A 26,085-nucleotide genomic window follows, 5' to 3' on the forward strand; every position below is an offset into this window, starting at 1 on the left:
TTTTTGAGGTTTTTATAAATAGGTAAAATGAATACTAAACTTATGAAATAAGGCAATGTTTTAATCGTGATAGAAAAAAAGTTTTAGGCTTCAGTACGTTTTGGTTATTTATACTGAGTCTTACACACCACTATACAAGCAAATTTCTAAGCATACGGCGGTTTTAAATTTCTAACTTTAGGATAAGTTTTATATTAGTTTAATTTATTTTATTTTTTAAAAATTTTGTATTTGTTGATTAGTTATTTGTCTGTGACATGGTTTACAAAGTATTTTTGTTTCTTTGTTTCTAATACTTTGCTAATTCTTGTTTCGAATTATTTTAGTATGGTGGTTTTCTAGTTGTTTATCAATAACCCTTACTATACTTCACATATTTTAGCTGCTAACCTCTTTGTTAGTTTCGTTATACATTTATAGATATTAAGACTAGGTATTTGAATCATCGATAATCCTAAATTTTTGACATTTCTTTACTTTATTCAAACTTAAAAGTAGGGTATATTAAGGTGTTCCAAAATTTTAGAAGTTACCATCAAAACCTTAGAATCAGCCCTTAGCTAAATACCTTCAAGAAAACGCTGAACTCCGAAATGAAATCGAAACCTTGAAATAAAAACTAAAAACCGAAAAAAACAACATGAACAAACTAGTTAAGAATTGAAATACAAAAAAACCAAATTATCGTCTAAAAATAATGAATACAATAAACTAGAAAAAATAATAAAAAAACAAAAAACTTTTGTTGGTTAATTCCAACCTATCCGTACAAATATTAATAATAATATTATCAAACCAGTAACTTTTTAGTTCAAAAAATGGTTTTAATGTTAATTAAAAAGTTAAATATGTTAAAATAACTGTATATTAAAAATTATTCTAAAAGGAATTAATAATTATGATTAAAATTAAAAAAAATAATCAAATGGTTTTTATTAATAATTATTTTTATCATTGTTGTTTTTGTTGGTTTTATAATCTTAACCAAAATAGGAGTGATTAAACTTCCTAAAAACCCGATTCCTATTCTAAATAAAGTCGAAGTTAAAATCTTAGAAGAATGGGAAGATGAAAATCAAAGAGGTCAAGATCGATACATTATCAAAATGCTTTATAAATTCGATGGTTTTAATGGGGTTGGTTATTACCAACAACAACTTAATGATAAATCTAATAAAGACTTTTTCGAAATCACGACTATTCAAGACCGCCTCTAATCCCAACACGAACCTTCCAACCTTGCTATCTTCATCAAAAACCGTCATCCTTTCGACCGTTGGAATAAACGAGGGGCAATCTCAGAAGATTTTGGCTTTAAAGACGGTTTTGAAAACACACACTTTGATATGGAAGATGATAGTAAATTGTGTCGTTATATTGATTTCGAAAAACAACAACACGAAGAGGACCAGTTGTTAATCACTTAATCCTAAAATACAAAGGTCCAAAACATTTCTTACAAGAAGATAAAGATTTCTATCTTGGTAGTATTTTTACCCATAATAATAAATTCGAATTAACTGACTTCTTCTACCTTCACTTCGATCCTGTTCGTGGTACTTTATTCATCTTCAAAGATAAACATAATAACGATAAAGCCGAAGAAGCTGAAAATAATAAAAAAATCAGCCCTGACTGGTTATAAAATCTTAACAAATTTTAATAGTTAAAATTTAAGGAATAAAAATAAAATGAGATTTCATATAATGTTTAAATTACAAAATCAATTTAAAATAATAAATATTTGTTTATTAGTTTTTTTAGGATTGTTTTTAATTACTAATAATCAACAAGTAATGGGGATGAACAAAGATATTGCTATCACTAGTAATAATAATCAAAACATAACTAATTACTCTATTGAAGAAAATATAATTAATTTAAAATATAAAATTCGCGAAAATGCAGTTCAAAAAATAAATACAGAAAACGAAATACAACAATTATCAAATAATGAACCTAGAAAAAATACTCTTTTAGCTTTAAAACAAAATTTAGAAAATTTAATTCATAATCAAAAAGAACAATTAAAAACTTATCAAATACTTTTAAAAACTTTAAATAATGAAAATAATTAATTCTTCATAAAGACCCTCCTCAAGTATTTAAATGGTATGTTATCAGATGCCATCAAACTATAAGAGACTGGCTACAACGCAATTATGATAAATTATTATTTAGAAGACAATCAATCCGTCCTAAACTCTATCAACTCTCTCTACGAAATAATCGCATATGAGGGATAAAAATAAAGGAGATTTAATTAATGGTTAAATTAAAAAAACAATTTAAAACCATTTATTTTTGTTTAATTGCTTTTATAGGATTATTATTTCTTTTTAACAATCATCAAGTAATGGCGATGGAAAATACAGAAATTAATTTAAGTCTTTTAAATACTCAAAAAATAAAAACATTTTATAAAATTAATATTAACGAAAATTATAATAATTCATTAAAAATGAGTTATTATGTTAGTGATAAGAATTCATCATTACAAAGTGTCTCTCACAAGATAAATGTAATAAATTCTATAGCAAAACCCACAAATAATAAAAATAATTGTATAAAATTACAAAGAAATAAATCTATTTAAAATAAAAGATATACAAAAACAAGACCCTTTCAAGGGTCTTGTTTTTTACCCCCCAAACTGGTTAGGCAATAAAACTTAAAACCCAGGAGGTGAAAAATATATGAATCAAACTAAATTCCTAAAAAAGTTCTCTTAATTGTTATTTCTTTATTAATCTTTCTTTTATTTCATAACCATATCTACGCCCATAACTATTTTCACAAACAAACAAAATCCAAAATAAAATTAACAGACTCCCAAACCCTCCAACAAGAATGGTTAAACACCCAACCTAAATTAAAAAGATACGATATTAACGTTCTAGATAAAGAAGATATTCCCAACATCTTAGAATATTTTGATATTCAAACTTCCATCTACGGCCTTGAAGAACTCTCATACAATCCTTATAATAAACAATTTTTTTATCCTAAACTCAAAAACCCTCCTCAAGGTCTCTTAGGAGTATACAGTTGAGTTTCTAACTCAGGTAAGTCTCTTTTCGAGAAATTTAATAATTAAATTAGACATATTTTATATCTAATTTATTATTTTTTTGTGTTCCGTTTTCTCAAGAACACTTCAAAAAAATAAATTAAAAATCATACAAAGAGAACGACTAGACAAAAAATTAGAATCTATTGATAATTAAATCACTTTTATTAAAGAAGAACTAAAACAACAAGTCCCATACTATCTCAAAAGTTCGAAAAATTTCAAAACAAAAAAGATATAATAAATTTTTTCAATCTATTACCAATTAATTAATATATAAAACTTTTTATTTAATATTAACACAATAAAGTTGTATAATATTAGTAATCATTTCTTTAAAAGATAATATAAACTACTACTATTATTAGAAAGAAAATTAAAGAATGAACTTTTTTAAAAATTATAAAGAATTTATTATTGTTTTATTTTTTGTTGTAATTTGTATTACAATGGGGCGTTATTTCAAGTAAAAAAACAAAATAAAAATAATTCACTATCTAATATTATTAAGACAACATTAGATTTCGATAATTTACTAAAACTAAAATTAAAGCAAAATTAAATATTATTTTAAAATTACAACAAGATTTTTTATTCCTTTAAGAAGAATATCAAACTAAAAAAAGTTAATTCACATTTATATTAGGATCCATCTGATAGTTTAGAACATTTAGAACGGAATATAAATATACTATTACAAAGATAAATTATCAGATTTAAAAAAAATAATTTTAATAATTTAGGCTTCAATATTTTTAATTGAGAATTTTTACAAGTTATTTCGGATTTATAAATCCCACGATTTAAAAAATATAATTTTAATGAAGAATAAATTAATGAATGTGCACAAAATTGAAAAAAATAAAAGCAACATTATAAACCATTATTTCTAAGTTCAAAAGAATTTCAAAAGAATTTCAAAAGAATTTGATAAAATTCAATCTTATGTCTTTTTTGAAAATGATAAATATGTATTATCCCTAGAAAAACTTTCCGAAGAATAAAAAATCGAAATTGATAAAATTAAAAATAGTTGGAAATTTAATTTAAAACCTCTAAATGAATATCAAAATAAAATTGATGAATACCAAAAAAATGTGACGCTTTAATGATTCAAATAAATTTTCTAGAATTTGATCCATAAAAAAGTTAATAAAATTAAATCCCTAAATTCACAATTAAAATTTGCTTAAAAATCTAAAAATAGATTGAAAAAAAATTATGATAGAATATTATTTAATGAAATAAATAGTAATATCTTATCTCAATTCTCCCTCTACGAAATCATCTCGTTTGAGGAATAAAAATAAGGAGATTTCAATAATGTTTCAATTAAAAAATAAATTTCAAATAGTTTATATTTGTTTAATTAATTTTATAGGGTTGTTATTTATTTTTAGTGATCATCGAGTTATGGCGATGAATAATAATATATCACAAAATCCAAACGCTGAAATTATAAATAATATAGGAGAATTTCAAAACTTAATGTTATTACAAAGAAATTCAGCACAACAAATTATTAATGCTTTTTTAAATCGTGCTTCAGAACCAGAAATAGTAAATCTTTTGAATAGACATAAACAAATACATCAACAAATAGTAAATTATCAACAAAGACTGCTAAATATGCAACAACAAATGATAAGAAATATAGATTTAAATTTAACAAGAATTCAACTCGAAAGAGAAAGTTTATTATTAGAAAATTCAATGATGACTGCCATCAACAACATTCCTTTGCATGCTTCTGAATCACAGATAAATATATTAAGAAATATTCAAATAAATATAGATCAAGTTCAATCACAAATTAATAATATAATACAACAAATAAGAGATCAACAACAAAGAAACAATAACCCAAGAAGACGTTGAATAATTAAATATTCAACTTTCAATTCTAAAAGACCCTTTTCTAGGGTCTTTTTTATTTAACACACAACGAATTGACAAGTTAATAAATTAAAAAATAAAGAAAAGTGGTTAGATATTAATTTAAAAAAACTATTATACAAAGGCATTTAGTAGTAAAAACGAATATATAATAAAAAGACGTTACAAAAATAAATTTAATCACAACATCGAAAAATATATCAATTAAGAAAATAAAAAAATCAAATAATGGCTATTTCGACGAGATTAGAATAATTCAAAATCAAAAGGAGGTTAAAACTATGAATCAAACTAAATCCCTAAGAAAAGTTTTATTCACTATTTCTTTTATAATCTTTATTTTTTTTAATAACCCTATATAAGTTTATAACTATTTTCAAAGACTGAAATAATTTTTATATCCTTTCTAAAAATATTTTTAGAAAGGAATGAAATATCAAGATAAGAATTATTTAAAGAATTTGTAAAAAATAAAGAGAAATTAAAATTTCGAGATGAATTAATTGATATGCATTTATATCTGTAAATAATTTGGTTGATATATTAAAATATTATCCAAGAGTCTTTCAAAAAGATGATTTATATTAATAAGTAATTTTAGATTAATAAAAGTCTTAAATAATTATTAAGATGTAGGTTATGAATTTGTTGTCTATATAACTTCAACCAGAGAACTTATTAGAAAAAGTTATTCCTCTTCGATTCAGTAAAAAACTCATAAATATAATAACCTTTTCCTTTCAAGAAAGAAAAACATTGATCATTTACAGGGTACCAAATTATTAATCCTTATCAATTATATTTAAGAAAAATTAATCATAAACTCTTAGTTAAAAAAATTAAAAAATAAAAGGTAGTGGATTTATTTATCTTTCTCTAATTATTAAAAAAGCTATTTTAAATGATAATGATCTCGACTTATTATCGATTTGGAAAATATTGTTGATAATTCCTAAATATTTTATTAAAAAACATTGGTATTTCAAAATTTTATTTATTAATAATTACGACTAACTCTATTAAAAAGCCGTTTTTCAAACATTATTAAATCAATATAACTATTTATTAACAAAAATAAAAAAAAGATTAACTAAAGCAGGGCTTTTCTTTATTTTCAGTAAATATTGTTTTCTTAGTATTTTAAGATACAAAAATAATCAAAATTTATTTTACGTATTTCAGTTATCAATCAAAATTTTAAACAGGAATATTAAATTTAAATGATTTAATTACCTTCAAAAAAACATTTTCAAAAAAAAGAAACATGTATTTATTTCTTACTGATTATCAAAAAATAATTTCTAACGCCATAAAAGATGATTTTTTATTTATTGATCTGCCTTATTAAAATAGCAAAAATAACCCTTACATCAGTTTTTTATCAAGAGCTCTTTTGATTCGACAGAACAAATTAATTTGTTTAATTATCTAGAAAAGACCTATCATTAAGGATTGAAATGGGGTTAATATTATATTATGAAATTATCAAAGATTACAAAGGTTTAAAAATATCTTGGGAAAAAGAATTAACCAAAATAGAAATCGAATTAAAATAATTGTACGAAGCTAAAAAAATAACTCAAGAACAAAAAGAAAAAATAAAAGAAACCTTAGATAAAAACAAAAACACCATTAAAGAAATAAAAATAAAATCAAAAATGTATTTGGAAATATCAATATCTTAAAATAAAAATCAAAAATAAAATGAGTTAACAAAGAATAAGAATAACTAAAAACAAATACTAACGAAAATGACAAAACTAGATTAAAAAATAACATCAACTGGTTAGAAACTTAAAAAAATTAATTGTTAAATAAATAATCAAAATTAAAAGAGAAAAAACTGATTTATAAGCTGAAAAAGAAATGCATGAGACTCCCGACCCCCAATGTGTTATCAAATAAAATTAAATTTAGAGATCCATTACAGCGTGATTATGATAAATTAACTCTTGGAGAATAAAAAATTTTTGCCTAAATCAAATCCATTGAACAAATACTCACAGAAATCCAAAATAATAAAATAATATTGACTAAATAAAATAAAAATGAACTTTAATCTAAAAAAACAAAAAAAGATTAAAAATTTTTAGAGAAGCAGCTTTTGAATCAAGATTTACCGCAACCTATTGGGATAAAAAGCATGAATTTAGTTTTGGTGTAATCATTGCGACGATATCTTCCTAGGAAGCCTAATTATATATGGATTATTTTTCTGCAGTTGAGGCATGTTAATAGTATTAAACTTTGTAATAACTAAAAAGTCTTTGGAACATTATCATCAAAAGGTGGATTAATAATAGTTTCACGAAGTTCATCGTGTAATCTGTTTAGACCATAATTATTTAACAATGAAGACAGAACAATTAAAACGATGTACAAAGATATATACGAAACAATTGTAAAAATAATAGAGCAAAAATTAGAAGAATCAAAAGCCGACTACAAAGATTGTGAAAAGAAAATAGAAAAATATAAAATTTGTTATGCGTATAATATAATTTTAAATTCAGAACAAGAAAAATGAGCAATCCAACAATTAAAACGCGAAGAAAGAAAATGTTTACTAATTGATGAATATAAAATATTAATTGTAAATGAATTAACTAAACAAAATAATTTAGTTTCTGACTTAACAGATTTAAAATTGTAACAAAATTGACTAGAAGAAAAAATGAAACAATAACTGGAGAAATTAATATCTTAAAAGAAGAACAAAAATAACAAGACCTAAATTAAGTCAAGAGATAAAAAAAGATCAGAATAAAAAAGATAATAATAAATTTTTTTAAACCTATCATTATATAATCAATATATAAATTTTTATTTAAAATTAAAACAATAAAGTTGTATACTAGTAGTAGTCGATCTCTTGAAAAGATAATATAAATTACTACTATTATTAGAAAGGTAATGAAATAATGGACTTTTTTAAAAATTATAAAGAAGCTATTGTTGTTTCGGGATTTTTTTGAGTTTGTATTACAATTATTTTTATTTTAAATAAAAAAACAATTGTAACACATTATTTAATTATCAACAACCATTAGAAAATAAAAAGAAGAACTTTTTAATCAACCATCAAGAACCAAAACGCGAAATTAAAACTCCAAAACTTAAAATTAAAATAACTCTAGAAAGATTTAATTTCATTAAATCTTGTTTAAAAACCACAATGAAGTTTTATCATTATACAATCTTTTTAAAAAAATTGAAATTTAAACAGCCAAAAACAAATATATTAGAATATCAAAAAAACAAGGCAATTAACAAATTAAATACAAATGCGATGAATTCAACAAAAAAATTGAAGAAACTAAAAATAAAAAGATCGTACAAGGATTAACAAAAAGAGAAACAGCCGACTTTAGAAGATGACAAAGAAACTTATAAGGTTATTTTATTAAATGTTATTCAATGAAGAGATTCATTAAAGCGCGATTATGATAATTCCAAAAATAGTTACGGAAATTTCTTAGAACATTTGAATTCCTTCTGCCAAATTGCTTCATCTGAAGAATAAAAATAAAGGTGATTTTATTAATGATCAAATTAAAAAAACCAATTTTTAAAAAAAATAAATATTTTTTACTTATATTATTTTTTTAATTTTTGTAACTATGCAACAAAAAATTTATGCTTACCCTTTGTTAGACAAAAATATAGGTATTCATACAGATTTTAAAGAAGTTCCGAATGCTAAAGCTAATATAGTTGTTACTCATGGAATAGCTGAGAGTTCAAAAGAATATGAAAGATTATCAAATATTTTAAATAATACTAATTATAATGTTTTGCTTTATGATGTTAGAAGTCATGGGCAAAGCAGAAATAATTACAATGATATAGCAAATATTGATGATTTTAATATTTTAATAGATGACTTGTATTTAATAATTAACTCTTTAAAACAAAAAAATAATTTAAAAAATATTTTATTAGGACATAGTTTAGGCGGTATAATAAATAATTGTTATATTTACAGATATAAAAATATAGACGGCGTAATTAACAGTGGTTCTCCAACAAAAATAATAGATTCTGTAAATGTATTTATAGAAGAAGAATCAATAAAAAATATGCCAAATATTCCAGTAGTAATGAATTACGAAAGATTATCCAGATTACCTTTGACACAAGAAATGAAGAATTTTAGAAGTATAAAATTCTTAACTCCGAATTTTATAAGAAATACTATGGTTTTAAGTATTCGATATTTTCAAGAAAATTTAATCAATAATTCATATATTTATCCAAAATCTATTTTATTATTACACGGAGAAAAAGATAAATTTATTTTATCAGAAAATAGCCAAGAATTGTTTGATATTCTTCAAGAATCTAATAAAAAAATTGAAATTATATCCTAATATGTATCATAATTTATTTAATGATTTAGAAAATGAACAAGTTTATCAAGATATTATAGAATGGTTAGAAACAATTTTATAAAAATTTAAATAAATAATAAAAATAAAAAAATAAATTGAATATTATATAAATCCATATGAAGAAGACTTTTATGAGGTCTTTTTTTAATGAAGTTTTCTTAAAAACTGAACTGATAGAGAAGTCTCTAATTTGTTCTAAAAAAATTATTTTAATTATAAAAACAACATTTTATGTTATAATGAAAATAATTTAGTATTAAAATATTAAAAATAAATTAACTATTCATAAAAATTAAATTTTAATTTATGAATTTTAATTTATGAGTTGTTTTTAAAAAAACGAAATATAAATGAAATAGGTAAAAAAAATTAATAATCAGATTTTAATTGACATTCAAAATTTATCCAAAAAATTTTTAATTAATAAAAAAATTTTTCAAAAACCTCAAATTTTAGCAGCTAACAAAAATATTAATTTATCTATTTTTAAAGGGGAAACTTTATCTATAGTAGGCGAATCAGGTTCAGGAAAATCTACTTTAGGACAATTAATTTTGCAATTAGAAAAACATACTTCTGGAAATATATTTTATCATCAAAATAAATTAAATAAAATTGATTTAACAAAATTAGATAAAAAACAACAACGTTTATTAAGAAAAGAACTTCAAATTATTTTTCAAGATCCTTTTTCTTCTTTAAACCCTTCTTTAAAAATATCTGATATTATCGGTGAAGGTCTTTTAATTCATAAAATGGTTAAAAACACAAAAGATCATTTTTACAAAGAAAAAATATTAGATATTATGTCAAAATGTCAAATCGATAAATCTCTTTATAATCGTTATCCGACACAATTATCAGGAGGTCAAAGACAGAGGATAGCTATCGCTAGAACATTAATTATAAAACCTAAATTTATTGTTTGTGACGAAATTGTTTCTGCATTAGATGTTTCAACTCAATCTAAAATTCTTGACCTTTTAAATGATTTAAAGCAAAAAAATCAATTAACTTTAATGTTCATTACTCATGATTTAGGTGTTGCTGGTTATTTAAGCGATAGAATATGTGTCATGTATTTAGGTAATATAGTAGAATTAGGACCTAAAGACAAAATTTTAAAAAATCCTTGTCATCCTTATACTAAACAAATTTTAAATGCTATTCCTAAATTAAACAACCAAACAAAAACAGAATATAAAATTGTTTATGAAACCCTTAAATTCAAATTTTTATTTCATAAAAATGAAAAAGATTTAAATTGGCTAGAAATTGAACCTCAGCATTTTATTAGATGTACTTTAAAAAAATAAATTTAAAAAGTAGGATTTTAAATGGAAAGTTTGTTAAAAGTTCAAAATTTACATACTTATTTTGAAACTCCAAAAGGGTTAATAAAAGCTGTGAAGGGAGTTTCTTTTAAATTAAAAAAAGGGCAATCTTTAGGTATTGTTGGCGAATCAGGAAGTGGTAAAAGCCAAACTGCCATGTCAATTCTAAAATTATTTGCACAAAATCAAAAAATATATCAAGGTAAAATTATTTTTAATGAAAAAGAAATTTCCCAATATAATGACAAACAAATGACAAAAATTCGCGGCAATGAAATAGCTATGATTTTTCAAAATGCTATTTCTAGTCTTAATCCTGTTTTTAAAATAAAAAACCAAATCATGGAAGTTTTAAAATTGCATAGAAAAATGAATCATGCCGAAAGCAAAGCAAAAATTTTTGACATTTTAAATAAAGTTAAAATAAATAATGTTCGAAGGGTAATGGAAGCTTATCCTAGTCAATTATCAGGTGGGATGTGTCAAAGAATAATGATAGCGATGTCTTTAGTATGTGAACCTAAAATTTTAATCGCTGACGAACCGACTACAGCTTTAGATGTTGTTATTCAAAAAGAAATTTTAAATTTGATTAATGATTTAAAAAAAGAAATAAAAACATCTATTTTATTTATCACTCATGATTTAGGAGTTATATCTCAAATTGTAGATAATGTTATAGTTATGTATCAAGGAAAAATAATAGAACAAGGTCCTATTCAAGAAATTTTAAAAAAACCTAAACATAATTATACAAAATCTTTATTAAATAATTTTTTAAAAACAAATTTTTTTGTATAATTACTAAAAATAAATTTTGTAAAAAATTAAATTATAATTCATATATTATTTTATTAATATTTATAAAAAATATTTATAAGAAAGAAGAATTTATATGTTATGTCTTCAACAGATTATATTTTAAAAAAATTTTTTTATATTTTATTAATGTTAATAACCATAATATTAATAAGTTTTTTTTCTGTTAAATTAATACCTGGCGATCCAGTTTCAGCTATGTTTGGGCAAAAAGGACCGACAAAAGAACAAAGAGAAGTTGAAGAAAAAAAATTAGGATTAGATAAAAGTATACCAGAACAATTTAAAACGTATCTAATAAATATATTTAAATTTAGTTTTGGTAATTCTTATGTATATAGAGATCAAACAACATTTAGTCTTGTTTGGCCTAATTTTAAAATAACTTTTTTAATAGCTTTTTTAAGTTGTATTTTAGGTTCTATAATAGGTATTTTTTTTGGTTCTTTATCATCTTTATGGCGAAATACCAAAAAAAGTTTTATCTTAAATTCTATATTTATGTTTTTATTATCTACCCCTACTTTTATTATTGGTTTTACATTGCAATATTATTTAGGTTTTTGCTGGAATATATCGGAAATATCTGGAACTATTTATTTACCTATTTTAACTTTAGCTTTAGCAGCTAGTGGTTCTATTTTTAAAATAACTTTTAATAATATGAAAGAATCTTTAAAACAACCTTATATCACAACAGCTTATGCTAAAGGATTATCGACAAAAACAGTTATTTTTAAACATGCTTTAAAAAATGCTTCAATTCCTATTTTAGCTCAAATTGGTTTAATTTTTAATGGTTTAATTAGTGGTGCTGCTATTACAGAATCTATATTTAATTTACAAGGTATAGGAAGTTCAACAATATTAGCTTTTGAAAATAGAGATTTTCCAGTCCTTCAATGTTCTATTATTTTATTAGGTATTTTCATTTCTATTTTTAATTTATTATTAGATTTAATATATTTTTGGTTAAATCCTACAATAAATAAAAAGAAATAAAATATATTTTAATTATTATAGAAAGATAAAAAATTTAATGAAAAAGTTTAAATATTTAATTTGTTCTTTTAAAACCAAATTAAAAATATTAAAAGATAAAAATTTTTTATTTGGTTTTTTATTTTTAATTATTTTAATGTTTTTAATTTTATTTCGTTCTGGTTTATTTCCTAATCCTTATGATTCTTCATCAAGTACTAGATTGCAAAAAATTAGCTTTAAACATTGGATGGGAACTGACGGAACTGGATATGATTTATTCGCTCGTGTTTTAGAAGGAGCGAAAATTTCATTAAGTATTAGCTTTATAATAGTAATGATTAGTAGTTTAATAGGTGCTTTTTTAGGAATTATAGCTGGTTATTTTCAAGGTTTTTTGGATAATATAATTATTTTTGTATGTGATTTTTTAACTATTATCCCAGATATTATCTTGGCTATTTTTATTATGTTATTTTTAGAAAATTTTAATAATAAAATATTTACACTTATTATTGTACTAGTTATTTCTTATATACCTTCTTATATTCGTGTAATAAGAGCAAATACTTTAACCATTAAACAAAAAGATTTTGTTAAAGCATCTAAAGCTTTAGGTTCGAGCGAAATTAGAATTATTAAAAAACATATTTTGCCAAATATTTGCGCTAATTTAATAACTAAAATGATTTTAAATATGTCGAGTGTTATTCTAGCCATTTCGGGATTAAGTTTTATTGGTTTAGGTTTGAACAGAGATAAAGCTGAGTGGGGTAATATTTTATTTGCTTCCAAAGAATATATCATGGATAATCCTAATTTGTTTTATGGCCCTTTTATTATTATCTTTTTAACTGTTTTTTCTTTTGATTTAATAGGTAAAAGTTTAATCCATTATTTGGATAATAATAAATATAATTAAGTTGTTAGATTAATTAAAAAAATATTTCAATTTTTTTAAAATTTAATTTTTAATAAATATAAAAAGGATATAATAAATGATTGTTAATAAAAAGAAAATGAAAGATTTTTTAATAGATCATAAAGGTAAAATGTTTATTATAACTGCTATTATTTTAAGTTGCTTAGTAGGGTTTTGGATTATATATCTAAATATAATGAACGAATCTATTAAAGATAAAATAATAATAAGGATTCCCGTTGATATAAAAGATTGGGAAACTGCTGGTGGCAGTAGAACAGTTTATAAAGCACATATAATGGATTTCATACATGAATGTTTTTTAAACACACAAGAAGATGGTAAAACAATAATATCAGGATCAGGATTATTAAAACAAATTCCTCAAAAAAACGGAAAAATAATAATATGTGAATTAAAAAATGAAATTTATTTTCATAATAATGATCCTATACAAACTGATGATGTAGTATATTCAATCAATAGAGGGAAAATACAAGGTGATAAAAATTATAAAAAAATATCACAAGTCGAAAAAATAAATGATAAAAGATTTAAAATTTATTTAGACAAAGATTATTCTGATTGGGAATTATTTTTTACTAAATATATTAAAATAATTAATAAAAAAGAAGTTCAAAAAAATGAAGCAAAAGGTCTTAAAATAGGTACTGGCCCTTTTAAATTTAAAAATCATAAAATAAATGATAAAGTAGAATTAGAACTTTTTGAAGAATATTACGATAAACAGTCTATAGCTAATACGAATAAAAAAATTATTTTTAAAATAATATCCGACAATAATACTGCTATACAAGAGTTAGAAACAGGAAAAATTGACATTTGCACTGGACTTAATTCAAACCAAATTATAAATTTAAAAGAAAAAATTGATAAAAGCGAATTTAAAAATTTTAAAATATTAGAAAACAAAACAGCTAGTAGCAATTATATTTACTTTAACAAAATAATAACTATTCCATTAGTACGTGATATTATTTCAAGATCGTTAAATATACAACAAATGATTGAAGAGTTAAATTTAACATCAATAGTTTCATTTGCAAAACATTTTGTTAACAGTAACATAATAACATTAGATATAAATTATCATAAAAATAAATTAAGCGAAACAGAAGCTCAAAAACTAGTTAAACAATTAAAACCAGAAGAAAAAAAATTAAAATTAGGTGTTGGTGTAACAACACCACTGATATATAAAATAATAGACAAATTAACTAATATTGGCTTTGAAGTTGAATTAGATACACCAAACTTTAATAATTTAGTAGCAAATACTATTAATAAAAAATATAACATGAGTATTTTCGGTGAATCTTTTGATTACAAATATCCACATCCAACTTATAGTGATTATTTTTTAACCAATAATAACAAAAGTAACTTTTGTGGTGTGAATGAAGAAGATGAATTATATTTGGAACAAAAAATAAAACAAGCTGAAATAGAAACAAATGAAACAAAATACAATGAAATTATATTAGATATAGAACGATATTTAAATAAACAAAATTATTTATTACCGCTAACAGAAAACAAGTATAATTATATTGGTTATTCCGTAAAATTAGATCCAAAATTTGTTAAATGTGATATTTTCGGCTATTTTTATAATTTAAAATCAATACCAAAAAAACAAATTAAATAATATTATTGAAAAAAATCCAATATCATTGATAAATGATATTGGATTTTTTTATTAACAAATATTAAACATTTTTTTGAAATAATAAATTAACTCTTTTACCTAAATTTTCAGGTAATTCAACAAAAAACTTATTTTTTAATTTAAATGGATAATTTTTTTTTATATTTTGTAATTCTGTTTTGTAATTAGGACCTTTCATAACTATAAAATAACCATTATTATTAAGAACTAAAGAAGCCAATTTTAAAATTAAATCTAATTTTCCTAAAGCTTAAAATTTTAAAACAACTAAACTTTTAGAAAAATTATTTACTGATATTACTTATTTTAAAAATGATGAGAGTTTTTTATATTTTTCTTTTATTATTGATGTTTTTAAATAATCAAATTATTGCTTTTTATATTTCATAGATAAACAAAATAAAAATTTAATTTTAAATACCATTTCAAAAAAATACCTAAATTAAAACCTCCTTGTCTATTTTTATTTCTATCAAGTTTTATATTTATTAATTGATTCGAATTAAAAAAAATTAATTAAATCCCCTTTTTTTTGTTATTATGTTTGTCACAAAAATCAAATTCATACGATAAATTTGTTATCATAAAACCTTTTCGATCAAATGAAAAGTATTTTATTTAATCGTAATACTTTTTTATTTCAAAACTCCCCATAAAAAATCAAAAAAATTGTTAACTAATTTCCTTCTTTATGGAATCAAAAATGGTTATTAGCTAAATTAAACTATCTTTTGCCTTTTCAATATTCTCAAAATTTTAAATAATTAATTTAGAAATATTGTTTTAAAATTAGATTTTTTGAATATCAAACTTTAACAAAAGGCATTTTTTTAGATAAAATAATCAAATTATAAAAAAATTTATTTTTAGAACAAATTGAGGTCTTATAACATTTATGTTAAATAGAATGTTTAAAAATCTCAATATAAAAAACTTCTAAATTTTTTTATATTTCCTATAGTTTTAAAAGATATTAAATTATAGGCTTAATTTTAATTCTTTAATGACAATTTTAAAGACAAAAGTTGTAAAAAATAGAAAATTACACGTTTGACACACATTCATTTAATTGAAATTGATATTTATTAAAAGATATTTCAAACCTTGTACTCCATCTACATTTCCTTTTTTTATCTGATAATATAAATGAATAAATTTTAAAATCAAATTTTTTATTTTTTCAATAGATAATAATTTCATTTCTTTTATTAGAAAAAAAGTTTTTTCTGGATAATATTGTAAAATAGTGCTAATTTCGTTTTCTGTTTTGTTTTCATTCAATAAATGTTTTAATAAAATCATATCTTGTAATTTGTTTAAAATTTGATAGATAACATAATTAGGATCTTTTTTTTTATTTATTAAATCTTCAAATAATAAAAAAGCTTCTTTAGCATTTGAATTATTTATAACGGATTTAATAAATAAAAATACACTTTCATCTTTTAAAAAGATCAATTGTTTTATAATTTTGATATCATTAATTTTTTTATCTGCAGAAGATAAATAATATAATTTAATTTTTTTAATTTCTTCTTTTAATAAAGATAAATTTTTTTTGGTTTTTTTATTTAAAAAGTAAATAATGTTCGGAAATATTGTAAAACCTTCTTGTTTAAAAATTTTTTGAATATAATTGTATAAATTTTGGTCAGTTAATTTATATTTTCTTTTAATGTTAAATTTAGTATTTATTTTTTTTTGTATATCTGATGGAAAATTATTTTCTTTTGTTTCGTTTAAATAAATAATAATATTTTCATCTGGTTTGTTAAAAAAATCTAACAAAAATTTTAAATTTATATTTTTTTTAATAAATAAAAAAGAAATATTTTCAATAAACAAGACTTTTTTATTATAAAAAAAAGAACTAGTAAATAATTCTTTAGCTATATCTTTAGCCATCTCCATATAATTATCTTCTTGAATAGAATAAAATAAAAAATGATAATTTTGTGTTTGACATAAATTCTTTAAATTATTTTGTTCTTCTTCTAAAGAATGTTTTTCTTCATAAATTATTAAATTCAAAGAATTATTTTTCATAAACAAAGACTTCCTTAGTTATAAAATGATTTATTTTGATAATTTTATTTTAAAGCTCTAGGATGGTATTTGAAATATGCTTTTTTTAAATATTTTGGATTAATATGAGTATAAATTTGAGTAGTTGCAATATCTTCGTGTCCTAAAATATTTTGTAAAGTCCTTAAATCCATGCCATTTTCTAATAAATGAGTAGCAAAAGAATGTCTAAGTGTATGTGGCGAATATTCATCTCTTAAATTAGCTTTTTTAGCTATTTTTTTAAAAATTTTGTAACAACCTTGTCGTGTTAAACGTTCTCCGTTTTGATTTAAGAAAACAAAGGAAATTGTTTTCTTTTTTAAAAGTATAGGGCGTCCTTGTTTTAAATATTTTTTTAATATTTGCGAAGAATATTTAGTAACAGGGGTAATTCTTTCTTTAGAACCCTTTCCTTTTATAATAATATAAAATTCTTGTAAATGTAAATCATTTAAGGTTAAATTTAAAATTTCTGATATTCTTAAACCTGAACCGTACATCAATTCAAAAAATGCTTTATTTCTTAAAGAGCATAAAGCATTTTTCTTATCGATTACACATTTTAAAAAGAAAAAAACTTCTTGTAAAGATAGAACTAAAGGTAATTTGAGTTCTATCTTTGGTATTTTAATTATAAGAGCTACATTATATTTCACTTTTTTTTCTAAAAATAAAAAATAATGAAATTTTTTGATAACAATAATTTTTCTAGCTAAACTTCTGCTACTTATATTATATAAATGAGTTATATGTTCTAAAAATAAAGAAATATCTTTTTGTGTTATTTTATTGAGTTTTTTTATTTTTAAATCCTTAGTTATAAAATTTAAATATTGTTTTATGTCGTTTAAATAAGCTTCAATAGTATTCGAAGATAATAATAATTCATGTTCAATATAAAATTTGAAATCTATTAAAACGCTTTGCATTTTTAAATCGAAACTTTCTTTCATATTTTGAAAATTATCATTTTTAATTATCAGGTTGGGAATTAAATTTGTTTAACATAAAATATATAATAAAAGAAGTTATTAATAATTTAATAAAAGTTAATAATAAAGATATAAAATGTATTTCCCTTTGATAAAAGTATAAAAAAGAAACCGAAAATATAGCTATAATATAATTCAAAATATTAATACAAAAAGATATATTTTTCTTTTTATAAATTGATAAATATTTAGCTATAATATCTATTCCGCCAGTAGAACTACCTGTTTTAATACAAAAACTAATAATAAAACCTGTGGAACAAGATACGATAATAACTCTTAATAAAGATAATCCAAAACCACTATCTTTTTTTATTAATCCAAAACCATGACTTAAAAAATGTAATTGTCCATCAGGTTTATTTATTAAAAAAGTAAATATAAATAATAAAATAACAAAAGCTATAGTATTAATTAAAGAATTCATGCTAAATTTAAAATCTAATTTAGGAAAAGAAATAAAAATAAATAAAAATAAATTAACACAACCTACAAAAATAGAAGCAAATAAACCATTAAAAGTAGTGTTTGGGAATGAATCAGGTTTAATTTTTATTAAAATTTTAGCAATAGCATCGCCGATGCCATGAATTCCTGTTGTGTATACTGTAGTTTGGTAATCGCCGCTCATAAAAATCACATCAACCAAAATATATATTAAAACTAAAAATAAAGATATAAAAATTGTTTTAATGTTTTTTTTGGTGAAAAATTTATCATTCACGTTTTTATAAACCTTTGAAATATTATCGTTTGAAATATTTAGGTTTTTGTTCTGCATGTGATTTATTTTTATTATCCTTAGTTTATTATTTTTTCTTTATTTAAAATATTTTGAACAACGAATACATAAATTATTTAAATTTGTGTTTTCTGTAACATTCCAACATCTAGGACATTCAGTGCCTGAAGCTGTTGTAACATGAATATTTAACGAATTTGATTCTATTATTTCCGATTGCGAAACTATCAAAAATTGATTTAATTTGTTTTTAATTTCTAAATTATCTAACATTTCAATATATTCTTTGGGTAATTTTAAAATTAATTTAGCTTGTAAAGATTTGTTTATAATTTTATTCGTTCTTTCTTCTTCCAATTTTTTTAAAATTTGTTCTCTAAAACTAAAAAATAATTTATAATGATTTTGTTTTTGATGAAAATTAATTTTTGTATAATGGTCAGAAAGGAATTCTTGAATTTCTTTTTTTTTAGGTATTGACTCTAAATAAATATCTTCTTTTTTATTAAAAGATAAATGTTGATACGCTTCTGAAGTTGTATGCGGGATAATAGGAGTTAAAATTTTTAATAAAGATATTAAAATGTCGTATATATTAGATTGAATAACATTTCTTTCCCAATTATTTTCTTTTTCAATGTATAAAATATCTTTTCCAAAGTCTAAATAAAAAGCACTTATTTTGTTGGCTATAAAAGGATATAATAAGCTCATAATTTTGTCAAAATTATAATTTTCATAAAATTCTAATATTTTTAGAAAAATATTTTGGAATTCTAAAAAAAATAATTGATGAAATAATGGTCTTTGTTCTAATGGAATGTAATATTCTTTATAAGGTTCGAAATTATTTAAATTACCTAACATAAAACGAAAAGTATTTCTTATTTTTTTATACTTTTCTTCTATTTGAGATAAGATATTATTATCTAATCTTACATCGATATTATAATTGATGTTAGCCACCCATAATCTTAAAATATCAGCGCCTTTTTGTTGTATAATTTTTAAAGGATCTACCACATTATTCAATGATTTACTCATTTTTTGGCCTTTTCCGTCTAAAACAAAACCATGAGTAATAATTGTTTTATAAGGTGTTGTTTGAAACGCAGCTACAGAAGTTACCAAAGAAGAATTAAACCAACCTCGATATTGATCTGCTCCTTCTAAATAAATATCAGCACTATTAAAATCTTTATATAATTTTTTTAAAACACTGTAAGAAGTTCCAGAATCAAACCAAACATCTATAATATCTGTTTCTTTTTTAAAAATATTGTTAGGGCTTTTTGGATTTATATAATTTGTAGGTAATAATTTTGAAGCTTCCCATTCGAACCAAATCTCTTTTCCATGTTTTTCTATTAAATTGGCTACATGTTCTGTTATATATTTATCTAAAATAGGTTGTCCATCTTCTGTATAAAAAATAGGAATTGGGACCCCCCAAGTTCTTTGACGACTGATAACCCAATCTTTTCTATCTTTGATCATATTAAACATTTTTATTTGTCCCCACTTCGGAACCCATTTAATTTTTTTAATTTCTGATAATAATTTGTTTTTTATTTTTTCAATATTCAAAAACCATTGCGGAATAGCAAAAAAAATAACTGGTTTTTTTGTTCTCTCATCGTGGGGATAGGAATGATTTAATATTTCTGAATCAATTAATAAATTTTGTTTTTTTAAATCATCGACAATAATATAATTTGCTTTTTCATAAAACATTCCTTGGTATTTATCAGCAATTTCAGACATCAAACCTTTTTTATCAACGCTTAACAAAATATCTAAATTATATTTTTCACTTAATACAAAATCATCATGACCGTGTCCAGGAGCTATATGAACTATACCAGTACCTTCTTTATCTGAAATAAAAGTATCTAAAACAATTTTCCCCTTTTTGTTAAAAAGTTTGTTTTCATAAGTTAAATCATTTAAGAAATCACCCTTAAAAGTTTTTATAATTTTTATATTTTTCCATTTAAATTTGTTTTTTAATTTATTTAAAACGGAAGCACCTATAATATATTTTTTATTATCCAACTTTATCAATTGATAATCTTTATTCGGATGAATACAAATAGCTACATTAGCTGGCAAAGTCCAAGGTGTTGTTGTCCAAACTATTAAAGAAGCATCTTGGAAAATAATTTCTTTTAAATTTAGGTTAAAAATAGGAAAAAGAACAAAAATAGAAAAAGATTGGTGATTGTGATATTCTATTTCTGATTCAGCTAAAGTAGATTGTAAAAAAGGAGACCAATAAATAGGTTTTAATTTTTTAAAAATTAATTTATTGTTAATCATTTCACTAAAAATACGTATTTGATCGGCTACAAAAGAGTTATTCAAGGTTAAATAAGGCTTATCCCATTGCCCTAAAATACCTAACCTTTTGAAATTTTTTTTTTGTTTTTCTACAAAAGTTAAAGCTATTTCTTTACATTTATTTAAAAAAAATTTTTTCGAATTTAATTTATCTTTAGAATATTTTTTTAATATAACTGTTTCAATAGGAAGACCATGGCAATCCCAACCAGGAATATAAGGAGTATAAAAACCTTGCATTGTTTTAAAACGTATTATAAAGTCTTTTAAAATTTTATTTAGAGCGTGTCCTATATGAATTTCTCCATTAGCATAAGGAGGACCGTCATGAATAAAAAAACAAGAGTTATTTTGATTCTGTATTAAATTTTTTTTATATAATTTAATTTCTTCCCATTTTTTTTCTATTTCGATTTCTTTTTGACTTAAATTTCCTTTCATAGGGAAATTGGTATAAGGCATTGACAAAGTATTTTTATAATTTTTATTTTCCATAATATTGTTCTCCTAAAATAAATTAAAAAATAATTATAAACATTTTATTTGTTGTTTTTTTGTTTAGAAACGTTAAAATAAAAAGTAATGATATCTCCGTCTTTAACTATATAATTTTTTCCTTCTAAACGTAATTTGCCTTTTTCTTTAACTTTTTGAAAATTTTGAAAATTAGTTAAATCTGCAAAATTGCAAATTTCTGCCTTAATAAAACCTCTTTTAAAATCACTATGAATTATTCCTCCACACTCAGGTGCAGTCATACCTTTATTAAAAGACCATGCTTTTATTTCTTTTTCTCCTGCTGTAAAATAAGTTTGTAATCCCAAAAGTTTATAACTTTTTTGGATAATTTCTTGTAAGGCGTTATGTTTTAAATTATACATTGATAAAAAATTTTTTTGTTCTTCTTTATTTAAAATAGATAATTCTTTTTCTAATAAAACACAAATAGGAATAAATTCTCTTTTTTTTACTATAGCGTGTTCAGACATTTGTTTAAAAAAAGAATTGTGTTTTAAATGATGTAAATCTTTTTCTTCGAAATTACCAATATAAATCATAGGCTTTAAAGATAATAAATTAAAATTTTTTATTATTTTTGATTCCTGATTAGTTAAAGATATTTGGCTAATATTATTTTCTTTTTCTAAATGAAATTTTATTTTTTTTAATAATTCTTCTTCTAATATTTCTTTCTCCGAAGAAGTTTTTTTTTGTTTCATTATTTTAGATAAACGTTTTTCAATTTGTTCTAAATCTGAAAGAATTAATTCTGTTTCAACAATAATACTTTCTTCAACTGGATTTACTTTATCATTAACATGAATAATATTTGAGTTTTCAAAACATTTGACTACGTGACAAATTGCATCAACATCTCTAATATGATTTAAAAATTGATTGCCTAAACCTTCACCTTTTGAAGCGTTTTTAACTAAACCTGCTATGTCTATAAATTGAATTTGAGTTTTTATAATTTTTTGAGATCGAAACGAATTAGCTAAAAAATTAAGACGTTCATCTTGGACATCTACAATACCCACGTTAGGTTGTATAGTTGCAAAAGGATAATTAGCTTCTAATGCTTCCATGTTTGTTATTGTATTAAATAATGTTGATTTTCCAACATTAGGTAGGCCTATAATTCCGACTTTCACAATTTTATTTTCTTAAACCTTTCAAATATAAAAATTAAAATTATTAATTTTTATATTTTTTTATAATTTTTCAAACAAATTTTAAAAATAACATTATATATAATTATTTTAACTGTAAAAAAATTTTTTTCATTATTTTTATAAAACGATTTCATTTTATCAAGATATTTTGTTGCAATTTTATATATTTTTAAATTTAAACTAAATTTTGAATCTCTTCTTTACGGAGAGTTTCTTTTTCTAATAATAAATTAGTTATTTTATCTAATAAAATTTTATTTTCTTTAATAATAATTCTTGCTTCTGTAATACATTCATCTATTATTTTTTGAATTTCTATTATATTAAATTGTTGTTTAGGTGAATATGTATTAGTTAAAATATTCAAAGATTTTGTTTCGTATTTGATAACCATTTTGGTAGCGATTTGATTGGCGGCTTTAAAATCTTCATAAGCACCATTAGAGATATCATTAAAAATTAATTCTTCAGCTATTCTTCCACCTAATAAATAAATAATATTAGCGATCGTTTTGTTTTTAGAAGAAAAGAAAATTTCTTTTTCAGGAAACATTAAATTATAACTACCAACGTTGTTTCTGGGGATAATAGTTACTTTTTGTACTTTAGGGGCGTATTTTAATTTTAAACTAATAACGGCGTGTCCTGCTTCGTGATAAGCTATCATTTTCTTTTCTTTTTCGTTATATTTTTTTGATTTTTTAGATGGCCCCATTAATACTCTATCCACGGCTTCATATAATTCTTCCTGAGTAATTACATCTTTTTTATTACGAATAGTTAAGATAGAAGCTTCATTTAAAATAGAAGCTAATTCAGCTCCACTCATGCCAGGAGTTTGTTTCGCTAATTGATTAAAATCAATATCATGAGATATTTTTTTATTTCGAGCATGGACTTTTAAAATAGCTTCTCTAGCTGTGACATCAGGCAAACCAACATTAAATTTACGATCAAATCTGCCTGGCCTTAATAAAGCTTCATCTAACATATCAGCTCTATTAGTAGCTCCGATAATGATAACACCTTTGTAAGAATTGAAACCATCCATTTCAGTTAAAAGTTGGTTTAAAGTAGAATCTCTTTCTTTTGAACTACCAACCTCTAGTCCTCTTTTACCTCCGATAGTGTCTATCTCATCAATAAAAATGACACAGGGAACGTGATATTTAGCTTCTTTAAACAATCCTCTCACTCTGGAAGCTCCTACACCTACATATTTTTCAACAAATTCAGAACCTGAAACAGCAAAAAAAGGAACTTCAGCTTCTCCAGCTACCGCTTTGGCTAATAAAGTTTTACCTGTTCCCGGAGGTCCTTCTAATAAAACTCCTTTTGGGATAGAAGCGCCTATTTTTTCATATTTACGAGGATTTTTTAAAAAATCAATTAATTCTTTCATCTCTTCTTTTTCTTCTTCATTACCAGCAATATCTTTGAAGGTGAATTGTGATTTTTGAGATGAAGAAACCAAAGTTTTTTTTTTCATGTTATTATTTAATTTTAAAGAAATAAGTAGGAAAATATTGTAGCATAAAAAAATAGGATAAATAAGGCGAATTATTTTTATAAAAAAAGATAATATAGGGAATTGATTAATGAACAAAAGAAAATAATAAAATTCTTTTTTATATTCGTATCCTTTTGGATTATATTTTTTAAATTCGTCAATTATTTGATATCCTTCGGGTTCTAATATTTTTGTTTTATACAGTATATTATTAACATCTCGAGCTTCTACTAAATAATAAACTAAATTAGTTATATCTCTACGTTCTGTATATTCAAATTTTTGAATTAATCGATTTTTAAATTTACTTTTCATTTCTTTTAATGAAATTTCTTTTCCTTGCGGAACCCATTTAAAAATATAATTTAAAAATAGAGAAAAAATTATAATAAGTAAAATTATTTTATTTTTTTTGATAAAATGAAAAATATTTTTGATCATTTTATTTTAAAAAAAACACCCTTTCTGAACAAGATAGTTTTTATAACGTTCATCGAAAATATATTATTTTATAATAAGAAAATAAAAACGCACAAGAAATATTTAGAAATCGATTTTTCACTAACCACTACTATTAATTATAGTATAAATATAATCCAAAATAAGCATAATATGAACAAATTAACAAAAATACAATAATTAACAAACTAAATTATATTTATTAAATATTTAAATTTGTTTTATTTAAATTAATGAGGTTTATAATCGTGTAAATTGTTTCATCATTTAAAGTAAGATTTTCTTTTTGGACATTTTAAAGAATAAAGTATTCGAAATCATATTTTTTTACATCTCTTAAATTTTTTATATATGATATTTTTTTGGATATGCAAAAAAAACATTATTTAAAATTCCGTTTTAATGGTTAAGTTTTTAAAAAGAATATAAAGTTATCGAAGATAAATATAGAAAGTAATAAAAAGAAATAATATTTTATGACAAAATAAAAAATTCTAATTTTAAAAAAATATGATAATCTTCAACTGTTTAAAAAAATTATAATTATGAATAAACAAAAAACCCCTTAATTTAAAAGGAGTTTTTATATAGATAAAAAAATAATTCATAAATTAATCTTTATAATTGATATATTTTATTATTATATATTAATAATAACATAAATAAATAAAAATTCAAATAAATAAAGTGTTTTTGAAAACGGAACCGATAGAACATCTCAATTTTTTCTAAAAAAATATTTTTAGAATAGTAATAAATGTTAAGGTAAGAATTATTTAAATAATTTTTAAAAAACAAAGAGAATTTAAAAATTTGAAATGAATTAATAAAATCACATTTACCTCTAGCTAAATAAGTTAGTTAATATATTTTAAGTATTATCAGTGTGTTTTTTGTTCTTCGAATAGAAGATTTATAATCTAGAAGGAATTTATGATTAATAAAAGTCTTAAATAATTATGAAGATGTATTTTATGATTTTGTTGCCTATTGCTATCCTAATTATTAAATCGGAAATTAAGAGAACTAATTAGAAAAAGTCATTCACCTTCAATTCCTCAAAAAACTCATAAATCTAACAACTTTTTGAAAAGAATAAAAATACACGTTTATCATTATAAAACATACCTAATCCTTATTAATTATGGTTAAAATAAGTTAATCACGAATTTTTTTTAAATTAAAATAAAAACAAA

At 21.9% G+C, this 26,085-nt stretch carries 19 protein-coding genes; 12 read left to right on the forward strand and 7 right to left on the reverse strand.

From position 1 onward, the window contains the following. Positions 1-995 precede the first annotated feature (995 nt). The 12 genes from Q2306_RS00540 (at position 996) to Q2306_RS00595 (ending at position 15,082) form a co-directional block, all read left to right on the forward strand. Positions 996-1,217, forward strand: a complete 222-nt coding sequence (locus Q2306_RS00540; RefSeq protein WP_323847802.1) for a hypothetical protein — start codon at positions 996-998, stop codon at positions 1,215-1,217. A 489-nt stretch (positions 1,218-1,706) separates the two neighbouring features. Beyond that, complete coding sequence (locus tag Q2306_RS00545) at positions 1,707-2,078, forward strand: SVM family protein (protein ID WP_323847803.1); 372 nt, start codon at positions 1,707-1,709, stop codon at positions 2,076-2,078. 188 nt (positions 2,079-2,266) lie between these two features. After that, entirely contained in the window at positions 2,267-2,596 is a 330-nt protein-coding gene (locus Q2306_RS00550; RefSeq protein ID WP_323847804.1) for an SVM family protein, read from the forward strand. A gap of 1,797 nt (positions 2,597-4,393) precedes the next feature. Continuing rightward, on the forward strand, positions 4,394-4,948 hold the full coding sequence (locus Q2306_RS00555; protein ID WP_323847805.1) for an SVM family protein: 555 nt from the start codon (positions 4,394-4,396) through the stop codon (positions 4,946-4,948). A gap of 1,574 nt (positions 4,949-6,522) precedes the next feature. Beyond that, positions 6,523-6,651: a hypothetical protein gene (locus tag Q2306_RS00560; protein ID WP_323847806.1), complete on the forward strand. Its 129-nt coding sequence runs from the start codon at positions 6,523-6,525 to the stop codon at positions 6,649-6,651. 689 nt (positions 6,652-7,340) lie between these two features. After that, positions 7,341-7,493: a hypothetical protein gene (locus Q2306_RS00565; RefSeq protein ID WP_323847807.1), complete on the forward strand. Its 153-nt coding sequence runs from the start codon at positions 7,341-7,343 to the stop codon at positions 7,491-7,493. A gap of 1,093 nt (positions 7,494-8,586) precedes the next feature. Further along, the gene (locus Q2306_RS00570; RefSeq protein ID WP_323847808.1) at positions 8,587-9,336 is read left to right on the forward strand and encodes an alpha/beta fold hydrolase; all 750 of its coding nucleotides are present in this window, start codon (positions 8,587-8,589) and stop codon (positions 9,334-9,336) included. A gap of 440 nt (positions 9,337-9,776) precedes the next feature. Beyond that, positions 9,777-10,673, forward strand: coding sequence for an ABC transporter ATP-binding protein (locus Q2306_RS00575; RefSeq protein ID WP_323847941.1), 897 nt, complete (start codon positions 9,777-9,779; stop codon positions 10,671-10,673). A 21-nt stretch (positions 10,674-10,694) separates the two neighbouring features. Then, entirely contained in the window at positions 10,695-11,492 is a 798-nt protein-coding gene (locus tag Q2306_RS00580) for an ABC transporter ATP-binding protein (protein ID WP_323847809.1), read from the forward strand. A 99-nt stretch (positions 11,493-11,591) separates the two neighbouring features. After that, positions 11,592-12,512 (forward strand): ABC transporter permease, encoded by a 921-nt coding sequence (locus Q2306_RS00585; protein WP_323847810.1) that lies wholly within the window; start codon positions 11,592-11,594, stop codon positions 12,510-12,512. Positions 12,513-12,549: 37 nt separating this feature from the next. Then, on the forward strand, positions 12,550-13,413 hold the full coding sequence (locus tag Q2306_RS00590; RefSeq protein WP_323847811.1) for an ABC transporter permease: 864 nt from the start codon (positions 12,550-12,552) through the stop codon (positions 13,411-13,413). 76 nt (positions 13,414-13,489) lie between these two features. Continuing rightward, entirely contained in the window at positions 13,490-15,082 is a 1,593-nt protein-coding gene (locus tag Q2306_RS00595; RefSeq protein ID WP_323847812.1) for an ABC transporter substrate-binding protein, read from the forward strand. A 61-nt stretch (positions 15,083-15,143) separates the two neighbouring features. On the opposite strand, the gene Q2306_RS00600 is transcribed toward Q2306_RS00595, so the two are convergent. The 7 genes from Q2306_RS00600 to ftsH form a co-directional block, all read right to left on the reverse strand. Further along, entirely contained in the window at positions 15,144-15,323 is a 180-nt protein-coding gene (locus Q2306_RS00600; protein WP_323847813.1) for a hypothetical protein, read from the reverse strand. Positions 15,324-16,168: 845 nt separating this feature from the next. After that, positions 16,169-17,149 (reverse strand): DNA polymerase III subunit delta, encoded by a 981-nt coding sequence (locus Q2306_RS00605; RefSeq protein ID WP_323847814.1) that lies wholly within the window; start codon positions 17,147-17,149, stop codon positions 16,169-16,171. A gap of 44 nt (positions 17,150-17,193) precedes the next feature. Continuing rightward, positions 17,194-18,123 (reverse strand): tyrosine recombinase, encoded by a 930-nt coding sequence (locus Q2306_RS00610; RefSeq protein ID WP_323847815.1) that lies wholly within the window; start codon positions 18,121-18,123, stop codon positions 17,194-17,196. Positions 18,124-18,142: 19 nt separating this feature from the next. Continuing rightward, positions 18,143-18,886, reverse strand: coding sequence for a YitT family protein (locus tag Q2306_RS00615; RefSeq protein WP_323847816.1), 744 nt, complete (start codon positions 18,884-18,886; stop codon positions 18,143-18,145). A 96-nt stretch (positions 18,887-18,982) separates the two neighbouring features. After that, positions 18,983-21,739 (reverse strand): isoleucine--tRNA ligase, encoded by a 2,757-nt coding sequence (gene ileS, locus Q2306_RS00620; RefSeq protein ID WP_323847817.1) that lies wholly within the window; start codon positions 21,737-21,739, stop codon positions 18,983-18,985. A gap of 44 nt (positions 21,740-21,783) precedes the next feature. Then, complete coding sequence (gene ychF, locus Q2306_RS00625) at positions 21,784-22,899, reverse strand: redox-regulated ATPase YchF (protein WP_323847818.1); 1,116 nt, start codon at positions 22,897-22,899, stop codon at positions 21,784-21,786. A gap of 196 nt (positions 22,900-23,095) precedes the next feature. Next, complete coding sequence (gene ftsH, locus Q2306_RS00630; protein WP_323847819.1) at positions 23,096-24,871, reverse strand: ATP-dependent zinc metalloprotease FtsH; 1,776 nt, start codon at positions 24,869-24,871, stop codon at positions 23,096-23,098. Between the last annotated feature and the right edge of the window lie 1,214 nt (positions 24,872-26,085).

Source organism: Phytoplasma sp. (assembly GCF_035187685.1).
In the GTDB taxonomy this organism is placed as follows: domain Bacteria; phylum Bacillota_I; class Bacilli_A; order Acholeplasmatales; family Acholeplasmataceae; genus Phytoplasma.